This window comes from Pseudomonas sp. SDO5271_S396 (assembly GCF_054071795.1).
On record NZ_JBSVWB010000004.1, the window covers coordinates 63,104 to 77,235 of the forward strand.

The following is a 14,132-nucleotide window of genomic DNA, read 5'->3' on the forward strand; positions in this document are numbered from 1 at the left end:
ATCAGGAGATAGCGTCGAACGACAGCGAGTTTTTGATCAAGGCCCAGTGCGCAGCCTCGGCATCCCCGAGTTTTTCCGCCTTCACATAACTCAGCGCAAGCATCTTGCGCGTACCCGGTATCACCAGTGCCAACTGATACTGGAACACCTTGTCATTGCCCTTGTTGAACTGGCTGCGCAGCTCGATGCCCTCGATCTCCTGGGCCGTGCCCAGGCGCACGCTGACGCTGGGTTGGCAACGCAGGTCCTGCACCTGTTTTTCCAGGCGTTCGAGCTGGTCCTTGAAATTGCTGTGCAGGGTTTCGCCGTCGGCCAGCAGGCTGCGGCTGATGATCAATGAAGTGCCCAGTTCGGGGAACTTGAGGATATTGATCGTCGCGTCCTGCAACTCGGTCGCCGGCAGTTGAAACTGGAATTCGTTGATGCGGTACGTCATGGAAAACAGGTCTCGTCAGGATGGGCTCTTGGGCGGCGGGAACATGGCGTTGACGCTGGAGTCGATGCTGGCCTTGACCCCCTGGCCCTCGGGCGAGGCGCCGGCACCGCCGCCGTTGTTCAAGTGCAGCACGCCGCCGGTATTGAATTCGGCATCGCCACTGGCATAGAAACTGATCTGCACCCCGGTCAGGTTGATCTGGCCACTGGCGTTGAGCTCCAGCACGCTTTCGCCGCAGACCAGGCGCAGATTTTCGCCCACTTCGATCACGTAGCTTTTGCTGATGCTGTCGGTCTTTTTGTCACCCACCACCAGGATGTCGTAATCCTTCACCGCCCGCAGGCGCGTCGAGCCGATGGTCACGGTTTCGTCGCGGCCCACGCTCTTGGTGCGGTCATGCCCCACCGCATGGGTCTCATCCACCTCGACCACGATGTCCTGGTTGCGCTCGGCGTGGATATACAACTGCTCCAGGCCCTTCTTGTCTTCCATGCGGATTTCATTGAAGTTGGCCGGCGTGCCGCCTTTGCTCGAACGGCTTTTCATGCCGCTCTGGGTGGCGTTTTCCGGCAGATCGTAAGGCACGGTCTGCTCGGCGTTGTACACCCGGCCCGTGATGATCGGCCGATCGGGGTCGCCTTCAAGGAAGCTCACGATCACTTCCTGGCCGATCCGTGGAATCTGCATCGAGCCCCAGTTCTTGCCGGCCCAGGACTGCGACACACGAATCCAGCACGAGCTGTTTTCGTTGGATTGGTCATGACGGTCCCAGTAGAAGTGCACTTTCACGCGGCCATACTGGTCGGTCCAGATTTCCTCGCCTTTGGGGCCGACCACCAACGCGGTCTGCGGGCCTTTGACGATGGGCCGGTGGGTACTCGCCAGCGGGCGGAAGCTTTGCTGGGCGTCGATGCACGTCAGGCTGCTTTCGAACTGCGCGCCGCCTGCGCCGCTGCCGCTTTCCAGGCTTTCCTGAACGATGTAGTAGCGACAGCCCACGATCAGGTATTCGCGGTTCTGGTCCTGGCGGCTGAAGCCGGTCAGGCTGAACAAATGCCCCGAGCCCAGACCGCGTGCATTGCCGGCGAACTCGATCTGTTCATGCAGGGTTTGCAGCGCTTCGATGCGGGTGCGTGCGTAGTGTTCGCCGTCCTCGCTTTGCACGTAGGTACCGGGATAGTCGTACAGCGGATAGTCGCCGGCGGTGTGCGGGCGTGGCATGGCCGAACGCACGTCGATGCTGGCGCTGGGGCGCTGGAAGTCGTAGTCGTTGAGCTCCAGCGAACCCGGTTGTACTTCCTGCGCCAGGTGCCAGTTGTGCATGTGGTCGCGTTCGCGCTGCTGCTCGTCCTTGGGGTAGTACGGAATCGACGCATAGCCCGGCACCGTGGTGTGGGCGCCGTAGGCATCGGCCAGCACCAGCACATGGCGGTCCTGTTCGTGGCGGAAGAAATAGTAGATGCCTTCCTGTTCCATCAGGCGGCTGACGAAATCGAAACTGGTCTCGCGGTACTGCACGCAGTATTCCCACTCGCGGTACGGTCGGCTCAGCGCGTCTTCGAAGTCGGAAAAGCCCAGGTCGCGGAACACCTGCTTGATGATCTGCGGAATGCTCAGGTTCTGGAAAATCCGGCAGTCCGACGTGCGACTGAGCAACCACAGCCACGGGCGCAGGGTCACCTGGTAACTGGCGAACTGGCCCTGGTCGATGTTCTGGCTGCACCGCGCGACGATGCCGTGGAAGTGCCGCTCACCGCCGTCCGCCAGTTGCAGGCCAACGCTCATGGGCTTGCCGAGCAACTGGTTGAGGTCGATGTTGGCGTCCAGGGACGTCAGTTGCAGCTCGTAATTGAACAGCCGCCCCAGCTCTTCACCGCCGCCCATTTCATTGAGCAGCAGCACATCCGGCCCGAGGGGGCTGGTGATCTTGGCCAGTCGTGAGGCTTGGTTGAATAGCATCGGTTGTCCCGTAAATACCGTTGTCACTGACGGAACCGGCTCAAATGTGGGAGCAGGCTTGCCAGCTCCCACACTGACCGTATTCCAACAATAGTTATTCGGCGTCGCTGAAGGCGTAGTGCAATTCGTTATCCCGACTGCTGATCCGCACCCCCGCCAACGCCTTGCCCTCCAGCATGCGCGTGAGGAATTCACGGCTCATGTCCGGTAGCAGGCTGTTGGTGAGGATCGTGTCGATCATGCGCCCGCCGCTTTCGGTCTCGGTGCAGCGCGAAACGATCAGGTCGACCACCGCGTCGTCGTAATCGAAGGCCACCTTGTGGGTGTTCTCCACGCGCTTCTTGATGCGGTTGAGCTGCAAGCGGGTGATCGCCTTGAGCATCTCGTCGCTCAGCGGGTAGTAAGGGATGGTCACCAGGCGGCCGAGCAACGCTGGCGGGAAGATTTCCAGCAGCGGCTGGCGCAGGGCTTTGGCGATCTCTTCCGGCTCGGGAATGTTCGCCGGGTCTTTGCAGACGTGGGAAATCAGCTCGGTGCCGGCATTGGTGGTCAGCAGGATCAGGGTGTTCTTGAAGTCGATCACCCGGCCTTCGCCGTCTTCCATCACGCCCTTGTCGAAGACCTGGAAGAAGATCTCATGCACGTCCGGGTGGGCTTTTTCCACTTCGTCCAGCAGCACCACGCTGTAGGGTTTGCGCCGTACCGCTTCGGTCAGCACACCGCCTTCGCCGTAGCCGATATAACCCGGTGGCGCGCCCTTGAGGGTCGACACGGTGTGGGCTTCCTGGAACTCGCTCATGTTGATGGTGATCACGTTCTGCTCACCGCCGTACATGGCTTCGGCCAAGGCCAGGGCGGTTTCGGTCTTGCCCACGCCCGAGGTGCCGGCGAGCATGAACACACCAATCGGCTTGCTCGGGTTGTCGAGGCCGGCGCGGGAAGTCTGGATGCGCTTGGCGATCATCTCCAGGGCATGGTCCTGGCCGATGATGCGTTTCTTCAGGTGCTTATCGAGGTTGAGCACCGTCTCCAGCTCGTTGCGCGCCATGCGGCCCACCGGAATGCCTGTCCAGTCGGCGACCACCGAGGCCACGGCCTGGTAATCCACGGTTGGCAGGATCAGCGGTGCTTCGCCTTGCAGGGCGCTGAGGCGCTGTTGCAGATCGACCAATTGCGCGCGCAGCTCGTCGTTCTCGTTGTTACCGGCAGCACTGTCCACCACGCCCGCTTTTTCGCGCAGGGTTGCCCGCGTGGCGAGCAGCTCGTCCACCAGGGCCTTCTCTTCGGCCCAACGGCTTTCCAGGGTCGCCAGGCGCTCGCGCTCAGTGCTCAACAACGCCTCAGTGTTGGTCTGACGCGCACCAATCGCAATGCCAATGGCATGCTCGCGGGCGATGATCTGCAATTCGGTTTCCAGGGCCTCGATGCGGCGACGGCTGTCGTCCACTTCCGCCGGCACTGCGTGCAGGCTGATGGCGACGCGGGCGCAGGCCGTGTCCAGCAAACTCACGGATTTGTCCGGCAACTGGCGCGCAGGGATGTAGCGGTGGGACAGCTTCACCGAAGCTTCCAGCGCTTCGTCGAGGATCTGCACCTGGTGATGCTGTTCCATGGTCGACGCCACGCCACGCATCATCAGCAATGCCTTGTCTTCCGACGGTTCGGCCACCTGCACCACCTGGAAGCGACGGGTCAGGGCCGGGTCTTTCTCGATGTGCTTCTTGTACTCGGCCCAGGTGGTGGCGGCCACGGTGCGCAAGGTGCCGCGCGCCAGGGCCGGCTTGAGCAGGTTGGCCGCGTCACCGGTGCCCGCTGCACCACCGGCACCCACCAGGGTGTGGGCTTCGTCGATAAACAGAATGATCGGCTTGGGCGAGGCCTGCACGTCTTCGATAACCTGGCGCAGGCGCTGTTCGAACTCGCCTTTCATGCTGGCGCCGGCTTGCAGCAGGCCTACGTCGAGGCTGCGCAGTTCCACGTCTTTCAGGGCTGGCGGCACGTCGCCGGCGACGATGCGCAGCGCGAAGCCTTCGACCACGGCAGTCTTGCCCACGCCAGCTTCGCCGGTGAGGATCGGGTTGTTCTGGCGGCGACGCATGAGGATATCCACCAGTTGGCGAATCTCTTCATCACGGCCCACGATCGGGTCGAGCTTGCCGGTGCGCGCCTGTTCGGTCAGGTCCACGGTAAAGCGCTTGAGGGCTTCCTGTTTGCCCATCGCACTCGGGGCCATGGCCCCGCTGGCTTCGCCCGGCACGGCGCCGGCATTGAAACCGTCGCTGGCGCTCAAGGCGTTTTCCGGCGAATCACCGACGTATTCATCAAAGCGTTCGCTCAGGGCTTCGGCCTTGATCTTGTCGAACTCCGACGACAGGCCCAGCAGTGCGTGGCGCAGGCTTGGTGTCTTCAAGATTCCGAGCACCAGGTAACCCGTGCGCACCTGGCTTTCACCGAACATCAGGCTGCCGTAGACCCAGCCACGTTCGACCGCTTCCTCTACGTGGGATGACAGGTCGGTGATCGACGTCGAGCCGCGCGGCAGGCGGTCCAGGGCTTCGGTCAGGTCGCGGGCCAGGCGCGCCGGCTCCACGTTGAACTGACGAATGATGCGATGCAGGTCCGAGTCCTGCAGTTGCAGCAACTGATGAAACCAATGGGCCAGTTCCACGTACGGGTTGCCCCGCAGTTTGCAGAACACGGTGGCGGCTTCGATGGCCTTGTAGGCCACGCTGTTGAGTTTGCCGAACAGTGCGGCGCGACTGATTTCACCCATGCTCTGGATTCCTTGAGGTGGTGGCCCGATCGGCGTAGTGCCGGGCCAGGATTAGGTCGTTGGCGTCTCGCTCGGGCTGGCCGAGCCAGGTGTTGAAGCCCAGGCGGAACTGGCCGTTCAGTTGCAGCGCCGGGACTTCGGGTTGTTGCAGGACCAGGTTCAGGTCCCAGTCCAATTCATGGCCCAGGTATTCGGCCACCCACGCCACCAGCTCGTTGAACGGCTGCTGGCCGGGCAGCATGCCCATGTAGTCATCGAGCTTGAGCGGGCCGAGGCGGATACGGAATTTATGCTGGCGGTCCCACACGAAGCTGCCCAGGCAAAAGTCCACGCCCAAGCGGTTGGCGCTCACGCTGACGCGGCTGCGCTCGGGCAACTCCAGCCATTGGCCGACGTATTCTTCGATCTGCACCGGCAGACCGAAATACTCGCTGAGGATCGCCTTCAAACCGTCCGGGTAGCGGGTTTGCGCCGCCAGGTGGCCGCTGTAATGCAGCTTCGCCGTGTCGGGAATCAGCCCTTGGTTGAGCAGGCTCGGCATGCCCCGGCCACTCAACGCCGCGAGGCGCGCCGACCAATAGTCGTCATCCGGGCGGTCGTGGCTGATGGTCGGGCGCGCTTCGGCCCAGGCCCGGTAAAACAGGCTCAGCAGGCGATGGTGGAACACGTCCAGAAACTGTTTGCTGGTGCTGTCGGCGTTGTTGCGCTGGCGCTCGCGCACGTATTCGGTGATATGCAGCGGCAGCGGGCCGTTGGGGCCACCGAGGCCGAAAAAGAACTGTTCCAGGCGCGCGGGTTTGCCGTCGCCGCCGGGATCGACCGCCGCCAGGGTGGCGGGGGCGAAGGTGCAATCGGCTTGCTGCCCAAGTCGCAGCGGGTCATCCGCCAGACGCAGGGAATGGCCCAGGCGCGGCAAATTCGGCGATTCGCACTCGATACGCCGCAGCGCCTGGAAGAAATCGTATTCCCAGGGCTCCTGATGCATCGCATCCAGTGTGTTCACAGGGTCGGACGACGCCCGGGCTTGGCTTTCCATCGCATGATCTCGCCGCGTTCGGTGGTACGGATCACCGTCTCGGTAAAACTGTTGATCGACACGTAGCGTGCCAGGAAGCGCTCCAGTACCGCACCAAGCAGGAACACGCCGGTGCCGCGAAACGCGTTTTCATCGAATTCCAGGGTGATCTCCAGGCCGCGACCAAACACGATCGGGCCAGGCATCGGCAGGCGCCGGGTCACCGCTTTGCTGCTGACTTCGCGCAGGCCCTCGATCTGCAATTGCAGGGCCGCGTCATTGCTGTCGCCATACAGGCGCAGCAGTTCGCGCAAGGCGCCGGCGCCCTGGCCCTGTTCGCTCAGGGACAGGTAATTGAGCGAGAGCTGGCTGATCAGGCGCCAGGCCTTGGCGTCGTGGGCATGGCTGGCGCGCGGGCGACTGGGGCCGGCCACGCAACGTACCGCCAGCACCGGTGCGCTGTCGGCCAGGGTGAAGTCGGTCTTGCCGTTGCCCACGCTCATGAACAGCGGCAGGTCGCGGTTGGTGCACAGCGCCGTCACGCCGAGCTGGCGCAGGTCGTGGCGGTAGGGCGCTTGCTGGCTGTCGACCAGGCTGACAAAGGTTTCGCTGCCCACGTAAGTGGAGCGCGGGCCGTTGCGGCGCTGGTCGCTGGACAACACCCGTGGCTCGCGTCGTACGGTGTAATACGCCTGGTCGCGGCCATACCGCGAGGGATCGCGCACCGCGTAGAACGGCAGGAATGGCTGTTCGGGGCCGGTGCCATGTCCGGTTAAACCGCTCAGGGAGTGAATCTCGAAATCCATCGGTCGCGTGCGGTCGGCGATCACATGGTGTTCGTTGACCCGGTCGGACAAGTGGATACGATCCACCCGTTTGGGAAACAGGTTGATTGCCGGCGTGCAGAACGGCAGGAACTGCGCTGCGCCGACGCTGCCTTCCAGGCTCTGCTCGTGACGGTCGAACAACACGATCAGCTCCAGCTCCTGACCGTCGCAGCGCTTGACCGCACGGCTCAGCTCGGCGAACTCCACGAACAGGAAGCGATGGGGCAGGGCAAAGTATTCCTGCAACAGCCGATAGCCCTGGAAGGCGCGTGCGACGACCGGCATGGCCGCGTCGGCATCGTCGAAACCCCGGGAGCGCAGGGCGTCCGGCGGCAGGCGTTCCACCCAGTCACCGCCGGGTTTGCGTGCGAACACCGCGCAGGCATTGCCCAGCAGTTGCTCGTAGAGACGGAATGGCTGCTCATCGGCGCCACTGAGGTACAGCGGCAGGTTGTCCAGGGCCAGGCTGTTGAACGGCAATTCGGCGCCGGTACGCAGGGTCAGGCGCAAGCCGGCCTTGGCCTTCGGTTCGCTGGCGGCCAGGCGGCCCAGCACGGCGGCGGGGTTGCCGAAGTACTCGGCGTTGCTGACTTGCAGCGGCCACAGCGTCACCGGGTGCGCGGTGCGGTACTCGCAGCAGGTCTGGGTTTCGCGGCCCAGGGCAGCCCGCAATACGCTGTCGCGTGGTAATGGAAAACCGTCGGCGAGGGAGCCTTCATCCGGGTCGGTCTGCAATTGCACCACGGTCATCGACGGCGTCGGTGCCAGGTAGTGCGGATAGGCGATTTCCAGCAAGTTGTGGGTGAAGGTCGGGTACTCGGCGTCGAGTTTGAGCTGCACGCGGGCGGTGAGGTAGGCAAAGCCTTCGAGCAAACGTTCGACATACGGGTCGGCGCAGTCCATGCCGGACAGGGTCAGCCGACTGGCGATCTTCGGGTATTCCTTGGCGAACTCGGCGGCGCTTTCGCGCACGTGGTGCAGTTCCTGGTTGTACAGCTCCAGCAGGCGCGGATTCATGGGCGTCTCCGCTGGTCGGCGTTCACCACGCGCACATGGCCGGACTCCAGGTCCAGGTCGGTTTGCAGCAGCAGGCGCAACGGCACCGGCTGTGCCCACAGGTCGCCTTCGATCTCGAAACTCAGGGCGTTGTGGTTCATTTCGTCATGGCCGACACGGGCTTTCACGCGCAGTGTGTGGCGCAAGATCCGTGGCTCGAAGGTGGCGATGGCCTGATAGATCAAGGCTTCCAGCGCCTTGATGTCCACGCTGGAGACGCTGTTGCCCGCCAGTGCCGGCAGGCCGTAATTGACCACCGACGTTCCCGCCGGGGTATGCAGCGTGGCATCGGCGCCGAGCAACGAGGTGGTGTTGAGCAGCCACGCCAGGTCGCGCAGCACCGAGGCTTTCAATTGGGTCAGGGACAGCACACGTTTGTCGGCGCTTTCCTTGGGGTTGGTCGGATCGTCGTCGGTCAGCCGGTCCAGCAGGGACGGTTGCAGACGGTCGCGGGAAGCGATTTCAGTGATCACCAAAGCAGCTCCACGGACGGGTTGCGAGAGGGACAAAAACACGGTGGCCGTGGCGCGCGGCCACGGCCACCCGAGCTATCAGCGCTTGGTGTTGGAACGGATGTTCCAGCCAAACTTGATCGCGCCGCCGTCTTTGGTGCCGTCGGCTTTCTGCGGCTGGTAGTCGACCATCACCTGGGCGAAGTTCAGGGTGACGTTCTCGGTCAGGCGATCATCGGTGCCCGAACCGCCGGTGCTCAGCGAGGTGACCAGCACTTCTTCCAGGTTGATCACCATGTACTCGACCTGGCTTTCACCGCCGGCCTTGCGCACGGTCAGCTTGACCTTGTCGATGTGCTTGCCGCTGGCACAGTGCATCATCAGGTTCGGCGAGGCCTTGTCGACGTACTTGGTCAGCGACAGGTCCTGGATATTCACCTTGCCCGCGCCGCCGCCACCACCGACGTGCATGTTGCCGGACTGGGCCATGCCCCAGCTCCAGTTCAGCACGTCGATCTCGTCCTTGTGGACCTTGTCCATGGACTCGCCTTTGATGTCGCCGATCTTGATGAAGATATCAACAGCCATGTTTTCTCCCTGTGTGGCCCGTGCCACGATATTTGGTTAAGCCCAGTGGGGCTTTGCTTTTCTGTGGGAGCTGGCTTGCCTGCGATGGCATCACCGCGACCTGCCTGCCGGACCGCGCCGCCTGCATCGCGGGCAAGCCCGGCTCCCACAGAAGAGCCGGTTCAACAGCTACTTACGCGCTTTTCGCCGAAGGCAGCTTCGATACCAGGCGCAACGACACGGTCAGCCCTTCGAGCTGGTAGTGCGGGCGCAGGTAGAACTTGGAGTTGTAGTAACCCGGGTTGCCTTCGACTTCTTCCACGATCACCTCGGCGGCCGCGAGCGGGTGCTGGGCCTTGGTGGTTTCGGTGGAGTGCGCCGGGTCGCCGTCGACGTAGTTGAGGATCCAGTCCTGCAACCAGCGCTGCATCTCGTCCTTCTCTTTGAAGGAACCGATCTTGTCGCGCACGATGCACTTCAAGTAATGGGCGAAACGGCACGTGGCGAACAGGTACGGCAGGCGCGCCGCCAGGTTGGCGTTGGCGGTGGCGTCCGGGTCGTCGTATTCGGCCGGTTTCTGCAACGACTGCGCACCGATGAACGCGGCGAAGTCGGTGTTTTTCTTGTGCAGCAGCGGCATGAAACCGTTCTTCGCCAACTCCGCTTCACGGCGGTCGCTGATGGCGATTTCGGTCGGGCACTTCATGTCCACGCCACCGTCATCGGTGGGGAAGGTGTGGGCTGGCAGGTTTTCCACCTCACCGCCGGACTCCACGCCACGGATGCGCGAGCACCAGCCGTAGTGCTTGAACGAACGGTTGATGTTCACCGCCATCGCGTAGGCAGCGTTGGCCCAGGTGTACTTGGAGCTGTCGGCGCCGTCGGTGTTTTCTTCGAAGGCGAAAGCTTCCACCGGGTCGGTCTTGGCGCCATACGGCAGGCGCGCCAGGAAGCGCGGCATGGTCAGGCCGATGTAGCGCGAGTCTTCCGATTCACGCAATGAGCGCCAGCCGGCGTATTCCGGGGTGGTGAAGATCTTGGTCAGGTCACGCGGGTTCGACAGTTCCTGCCACGAGCCCATGCCCATCACGGTCGGCGAGGCCGCAGCGATGAACGGGGAGTGCATGGCGGCGCAGACTTTCGACAGCTCGCCCAGCAGCTCCACGTCGGGAGGCGACTGGTCGAAGTAGTAGTCGCCCACCAGACAACCGTAAGGTTCGCCACCGAACTGGCCGTATTCTTCTTCGTACATCTTCTTGAAGATCGGGCTCTGGTCCCACGCGGTGCCCTTGAATTTCTTCAGGGTCTTGTGCAGGTCCGGCTTGGAGATGTTGAGCACGCGGATCTTGAGCTGCTCATCGCTCTCGGTGTTGTTGACCAGGTAGTGCAGGCCACGCCAGGCGCTTTCCAGCTGCTGGAAATCCTGGTGATGGATGATCTGGTTGACCTGGGCGGTCAGCTTGGCGTCGATGGCGGCGATGATCGATTCGATCGACTTGATCGCGTCATTGGACACCAGGTCGGTTTGCGCCAGGGCCTGTTCGGCCAGGGTGCGCACGGCGGTTTCCACGGCTTCGCGGGCACGCTCGGTCTTGGGCTTGAACTCTTGCAGCAGCAGGTTGGCGAACTCGCTGGCTTCTTCGGTGGCACCCAGGATCTGGCTGCCTTCGCGGGCGGTATTGTCGGTCATGATTACTGGTCCCCTGCAGGCTTGGGCGCACTGGCAAGTGCCTGGAGCAGTGCCGGGTCCTTGATCGCCTTCATGATGATTTCTTCAGCGCCGGTCTTGCCGTCCATGTAGGTCAGCAGGTTGGCCAGCTGGGTGCGGGCTTCGAGCAGTTGGTTCAGCGAGTCGACCTTGCGGGCCACGGCGGCCGGGCTGAAGTCGTCCATGCTTTCGAAGGTGATGTCCAGGCTCAGGTTGCCTTCGCCGGTCAGCTCGTTCGGCACGTGGAACGCCACGCGCGGCTGCATGGCCTTGAGGCGCGAGTCGAAGTTGTCGACGTCCACTTCAAGAAACTTGCGGTCGGCCACGGGCGCGAGCGGTTCGGCGGGCTTGCCGGCGAGGTCGGCCATCACGCCCATCACGAAGGGCAGCTGGACCTTTTTCTCGGCGCCGTAAAGCTCGACGTCGTACTCGATCTGCACTCGAGGCGCACGGTTGCGCGCGATGAATTTCTGAGAACTTTGCTTCGCCACGTTGCTGCTCCTGGTCGCTTGAGCGACGGTGTTGTTACTGCACGGTCAGGCGGTTTACTCGCCGTCCGGCCCGCGCAGGTTTTCAAATTGGGACATGCCGTCGGGAATCAGGTTGCGCACGATGGCCGCGAAGTCGGCGTGCACCAGATTCTTCGCCCGGTTCAACAGCACCGGCAGCGGGCTCGAAGGCTCGTGCCGGGTGTAGTACGCAAGGATCTTGTCGAGGCTGCGCAGCACATCGTCGCGACTGGCGATATCGCCAACGGGGCGAGCAACTGCGGGGGCCGCAGCGAAGTCGGCCGAGGGGGCATCGTCGTCACTGACGGTCTCGGGTTCGCTGCTGCTGTCGGTGCCGGGCACCGCTTGATTGAGTAGCTGCAACGCCTGTTTGAGCGGTTGCTTCAGGGCACTGAGGTCCACGCCCTGGGCCGAGCCGACCTGGTCGTTGACCTGCTGTTCGATGGCTTCGCAGGCCGCGCGCGCCGCAATCAGGGCGTCGCGGGTGGCTTGCAGTTGTTCGGGGTCGCTGTCGAGGAACGCAGCGTTGAGTTGCTGGGCGCCGAGTTGTTCGTCGGGGAAGCTCAGCAGGCCGCTGGCGTTGAGCGCAGCACGCAGGCTCACGGGACCGAAGGTGCGCGAACGGGTGAGGATGCTTTCGCGCAGCAGACGAATGGTCGTGTCGCCGGTCAGGCCGGACAGCGCGTTGATGCGCACCGTGGGGTCGTTATCGTCGTCGGCATCCAGGCGCGGGTGCAGGTCGGCCCAGTATTCGCGCAGCAACGCGTCGATCAGTGTGAGGACTTCGGCCAGCCCGGCGACACCCTGGAGGGCGAGGGAACTTTGCAGCAGAAAATGGGTGATGCGCAGGTCTTTGCTGCGCTGCAACAAGTCGAGGCTTTGCTGCTGGATGCTGCGCCATTCCGGTGGTTCAGCGGGCAGGATCGAGTCGCCCATGCTGCGTTCGGGCTGGCCCTTGGCATCACGCTCCAATTGCAGAAATTGCGCGTCATATTCCATGTCTTCACCACACGGCGAAGTCGCGGAAACGGCGGTGAGCAGCAACGGCACATCCACTGAAATCGATCTCCCTATCAGCCCGTTAGATACCGGGCAACTCATGCATTAGTTGCGTAATGAACTTTGCATGTTTTCTTGGTCATATAAGTAAGATGCCACTACTGTGCCATCACTGGTATTCAAGAAGTTGTGCATTTTTGGTGTAGTACTTATCCCTTGTCAAGGTAAGCTATTCGCCCTCTGTGACAGATGTGCGGTGCTTAACAACCTGTGCGACTGGTGGGTCTGACGGCGCACCGGGACAGGATTTTTGTCATGGAGGCCAGTTAAGATCAGCGATCATGCTGACATAGGCAGGTTTTGACGGTCGTTCAGGCGACCGTGTGGGGATTTCTCGGGGAGCGGTCTGCCCGGGAATCGACTGCGCGCGAAGTATCAGCAAGGAGGCAAGATGTCGCTGTGTTTGACTATCACTAGTTATCACAAGATTACCCCCGGGCAGTGCCCCGAAAAGTCCATGAATCAGGGCGCGATGGCGATCGGCCGCAGTTCTGATAATGACTGGGTATTGCCTGATCCAGAGCGGTTGGTCTCCTCTCGACATTGCGTTATTCAATACAAAGATGGCCGTTATTATTTAACCGATAACAGCACCAACGGTGTGGAGTTGGTTAATGCCGGTATTCGTTTGCGCAGAGGTAATAGCGAGCCTTTGCAAGATGGCGAGTTGATCCGCATCGGTGACTACGAAATCCAGGCGCGTATCGATTTCAACGTGCAAGCCGTTGAAAGCCAACCCTTTGCCGGCGAATCACCGAACAGCTTCGAAGCGCTGATGGGCGCCGTGGCGAGCCCGCCCACACCCGCGCCTGTGCCGGTGATCGCGCCGCAGTTCCAGGGTGCCTCGTCGATGGACACCCTGCCGGACCTGTTCGACTTCCTCAGCCCAACCGCCGTGCCGCCGCCGACCGTGGCGGACCACGTACCGTCCGAACAACACGATTTCCGCCCGCCGACCCCGGTAACAGTGCCTGTGGCGGAAAAACCGGCAGTGTCGGGCTCGGTGATTCCCGAAGACTGGGACCTGTTTGGCGACACACCGGCGCCGGTGGCCAGTGCACCGACACCCGTGGCCCCGCCTGCTGCGTCACCGCCGGTGGCGGTCGTCCAGCCGCCTGTGGTGGAGCCCGCGCGCCCGGTGGCCGTTACCGCCGGACAACCTGACCTGCTGCAAGCCTTCCTGCGCGGTGCGGGCCTCGACCAGCTGCGCCTGGACAACGCGCAAGCCGAAGCCCAGATGGAAAACATCGGCCGCAGTTACCGGCTGATGGTCGAAGGCCTGATCGACGTATTGCGTGCCCGCGCCAGCCTCAAGGGCGAGTTCCGCATGCAGCAGACGATGATCCAGCCGGCGGAAAACAACCCCTTGAAGTTCGCGCCGAACGCCGATGAAGCCCTGCTGCTGTTGCTGCGCCATGGCAACCAGGCGTTCATGGCGCCGGACGCGGCGGTGCGCGACAGTTTCGACGACCTGCGCGCTCATCAACTGGCAGTGATGGCGGGCGTGGAGGCCGCGATCAAACACCTGCTCAGCCGTTTTGAACCGGGCCAGCTGGAAGAACGCATGGGCAAGCCCGGCGGGTTGTCGAGCATTTTCAACGGTTCGCGGCAGGCCCAGTACTGGCAGCAGTTCACCGAGCTTTACAGCAATATTTCCCGCGAAGCCCAGGAAGACTTTCAGGACCTGTTCGGTCGCGAATTCAGCCGGGCCTACGAAGAGCACAGCGCACGACAGCGTCGCTAGCGCACCCCGCAACACCCATGGATCAAC

Annotated in this window: 11 protein-coding genes; 1 reads left to right on the forward strand and 10 read right to left on the reverse strand. The window is 62.6% G+C overall.

What is annotated here, in order from left to right:
• Nucleotide 1: 1 nt before the first annotated feature.
• The 10 genes from ACW9IN_RS04760 to tssA all read right to left on the reverse strand — a co-directional run bounded on the left by ACW9IN_RS04760 (nucleotide 2) and on the right by tssA (nucleotide 12,358).
• Nucleotides 2-436 carry a DcrB-related protein gene (locus tag ACW9IN_RS04760; RefSeq protein ID WP_457364796.1) on the reverse strand — a complete coding sequence of 145 codons (435 nt, stop codon included), beginning with the start codon at nucleotides 434-436 and terminating at the stop codon, nucleotides 2-4.
• Nucleotides 437-451: 15 nt separating this feature from the next.
• Nucleotides 452-2,395 carry a type VI secretion system Vgr family protein gene (locus ACW9IN_RS04765; RefSeq protein ID WP_457364797.1) on the reverse strand — a complete coding sequence of 648 codons (1,944 nt, stop codon included), beginning with the start codon at nucleotides 2,393-2,395 and terminating at the stop codon, nucleotides 452-454.
• A 94-nt stretch (nucleotides 2,396-2,489) separates the two neighbouring features.
• On the reverse strand, nucleotides 2,490-5,168 hold the full coding sequence (tssH, locus tag ACW9IN_RS04770; RefSeq protein ID WP_457364798.1) for a type VI secretion system ATPase TssH: 2,679 nt from the start codon (nucleotides 5,166-5,168) through the stop codon (nucleotides 2,490-2,492).
• Entirely contained in the window at nucleotides 5,161-6,204 is a 1,044-nt protein-coding gene (tssG, locus tag ACW9IN_RS04775) for a type VI secretion system baseplate subunit TssG (RefSeq protein WP_457364799.1), read from the reverse strand. Before tssG ends, tssH begins: the two co-directional genes overlap by 8 nt.
• Nucleotides 6,168-8,027 (reverse strand): type VI secretion system baseplate subunit TssF, encoded by a 1,860-nt coding sequence (gene tssF / locus ACW9IN_RS04780; RefSeq protein ID WP_457364800.1) that lies wholly within the window; start codon nucleotides 8,025-8,027, stop codon nucleotides 6,168-6,170. The genes tssG and tssF overlap by 37 nt, the downstream gene beginning before the upstream one ends.
• Complete coding sequence (gene tssE, locus ACW9IN_RS04785) at nucleotides 8,024-8,539, reverse strand: type VI secretion system baseplate subunit TssE (RefSeq protein ID WP_457364801.1); 516 nt, start codon at nucleotides 8,537-8,539, stop codon at nucleotides 8,024-8,026. Before tssE ends, tssF begins: the two co-directional genes overlap by 4 nt.
• A gap of 78 nt (nucleotides 8,540-8,617) precedes the next feature.
• Nucleotides 8,618-9,106 (reverse strand): Hcp family type VI secretion system effector, encoded by a 489-nt coding sequence (locus tag ACW9IN_RS04790; RefSeq protein ID WP_457364802.1) that lies wholly within the window; start codon nucleotides 9,104-9,106, stop codon nucleotides 8,618-8,620.
• Nucleotides 9,107-9,278: 172 nt separating this feature from the next.
• The gene (gene tssC, locus ACW9IN_RS04795; RefSeq protein ID WP_248748435.1) at nucleotides 9,279-10,775 is read right to left on the reverse strand and encodes a type VI secretion system contractile sheath large subunit; all 1,497 of its coding nucleotides are present in this window, start codon (nucleotides 10,773-10,775) and stop codon (nucleotides 9,279-9,281) included.
• Nucleotides 10,776-10,777: 2 nt separating this feature from the next.
• Nucleotides 10,778-11,284 carry a type VI secretion system contractile sheath small subunit gene (tssB, locus tag ACW9IN_RS04800; RefSeq protein ID WP_010207547.1) on the reverse strand — a complete coding sequence of 169 codons (507 nt, stop codon included), beginning with the start codon at nucleotides 11,282-11,284 and terminating at the stop codon, nucleotides 10,778-10,780.
• Nucleotides 11,285-11,338: 54 nt separating this feature from the next.
• Entirely contained in the window at nucleotides 11,339-12,358 is a 1,020-nt protein-coding gene (tssA, locus tag ACW9IN_RS04805; protein ID WP_457364803.1) for a type VI secretion system protein TssA, read from the reverse strand.
• A 394-nt stretch (nucleotides 12,359-12,752) separates the two neighbouring features.
• Between tssA and tagH the strand changes: the two genes are divergently transcribed.
• Nucleotides 12,753-14,105: a type VI secretion system-associated FHA domain protein TagH gene (gene tagH, locus ACW9IN_RS04810; protein WP_457364804.1), complete on the forward strand. Its 1,353-nt coding sequence runs from the start codon at nucleotides 12,753-12,755 to the stop codon at nucleotides 14,103-14,105.
• Nucleotides 14,106-14,132 lie beyond the last annotated feature (27 nt).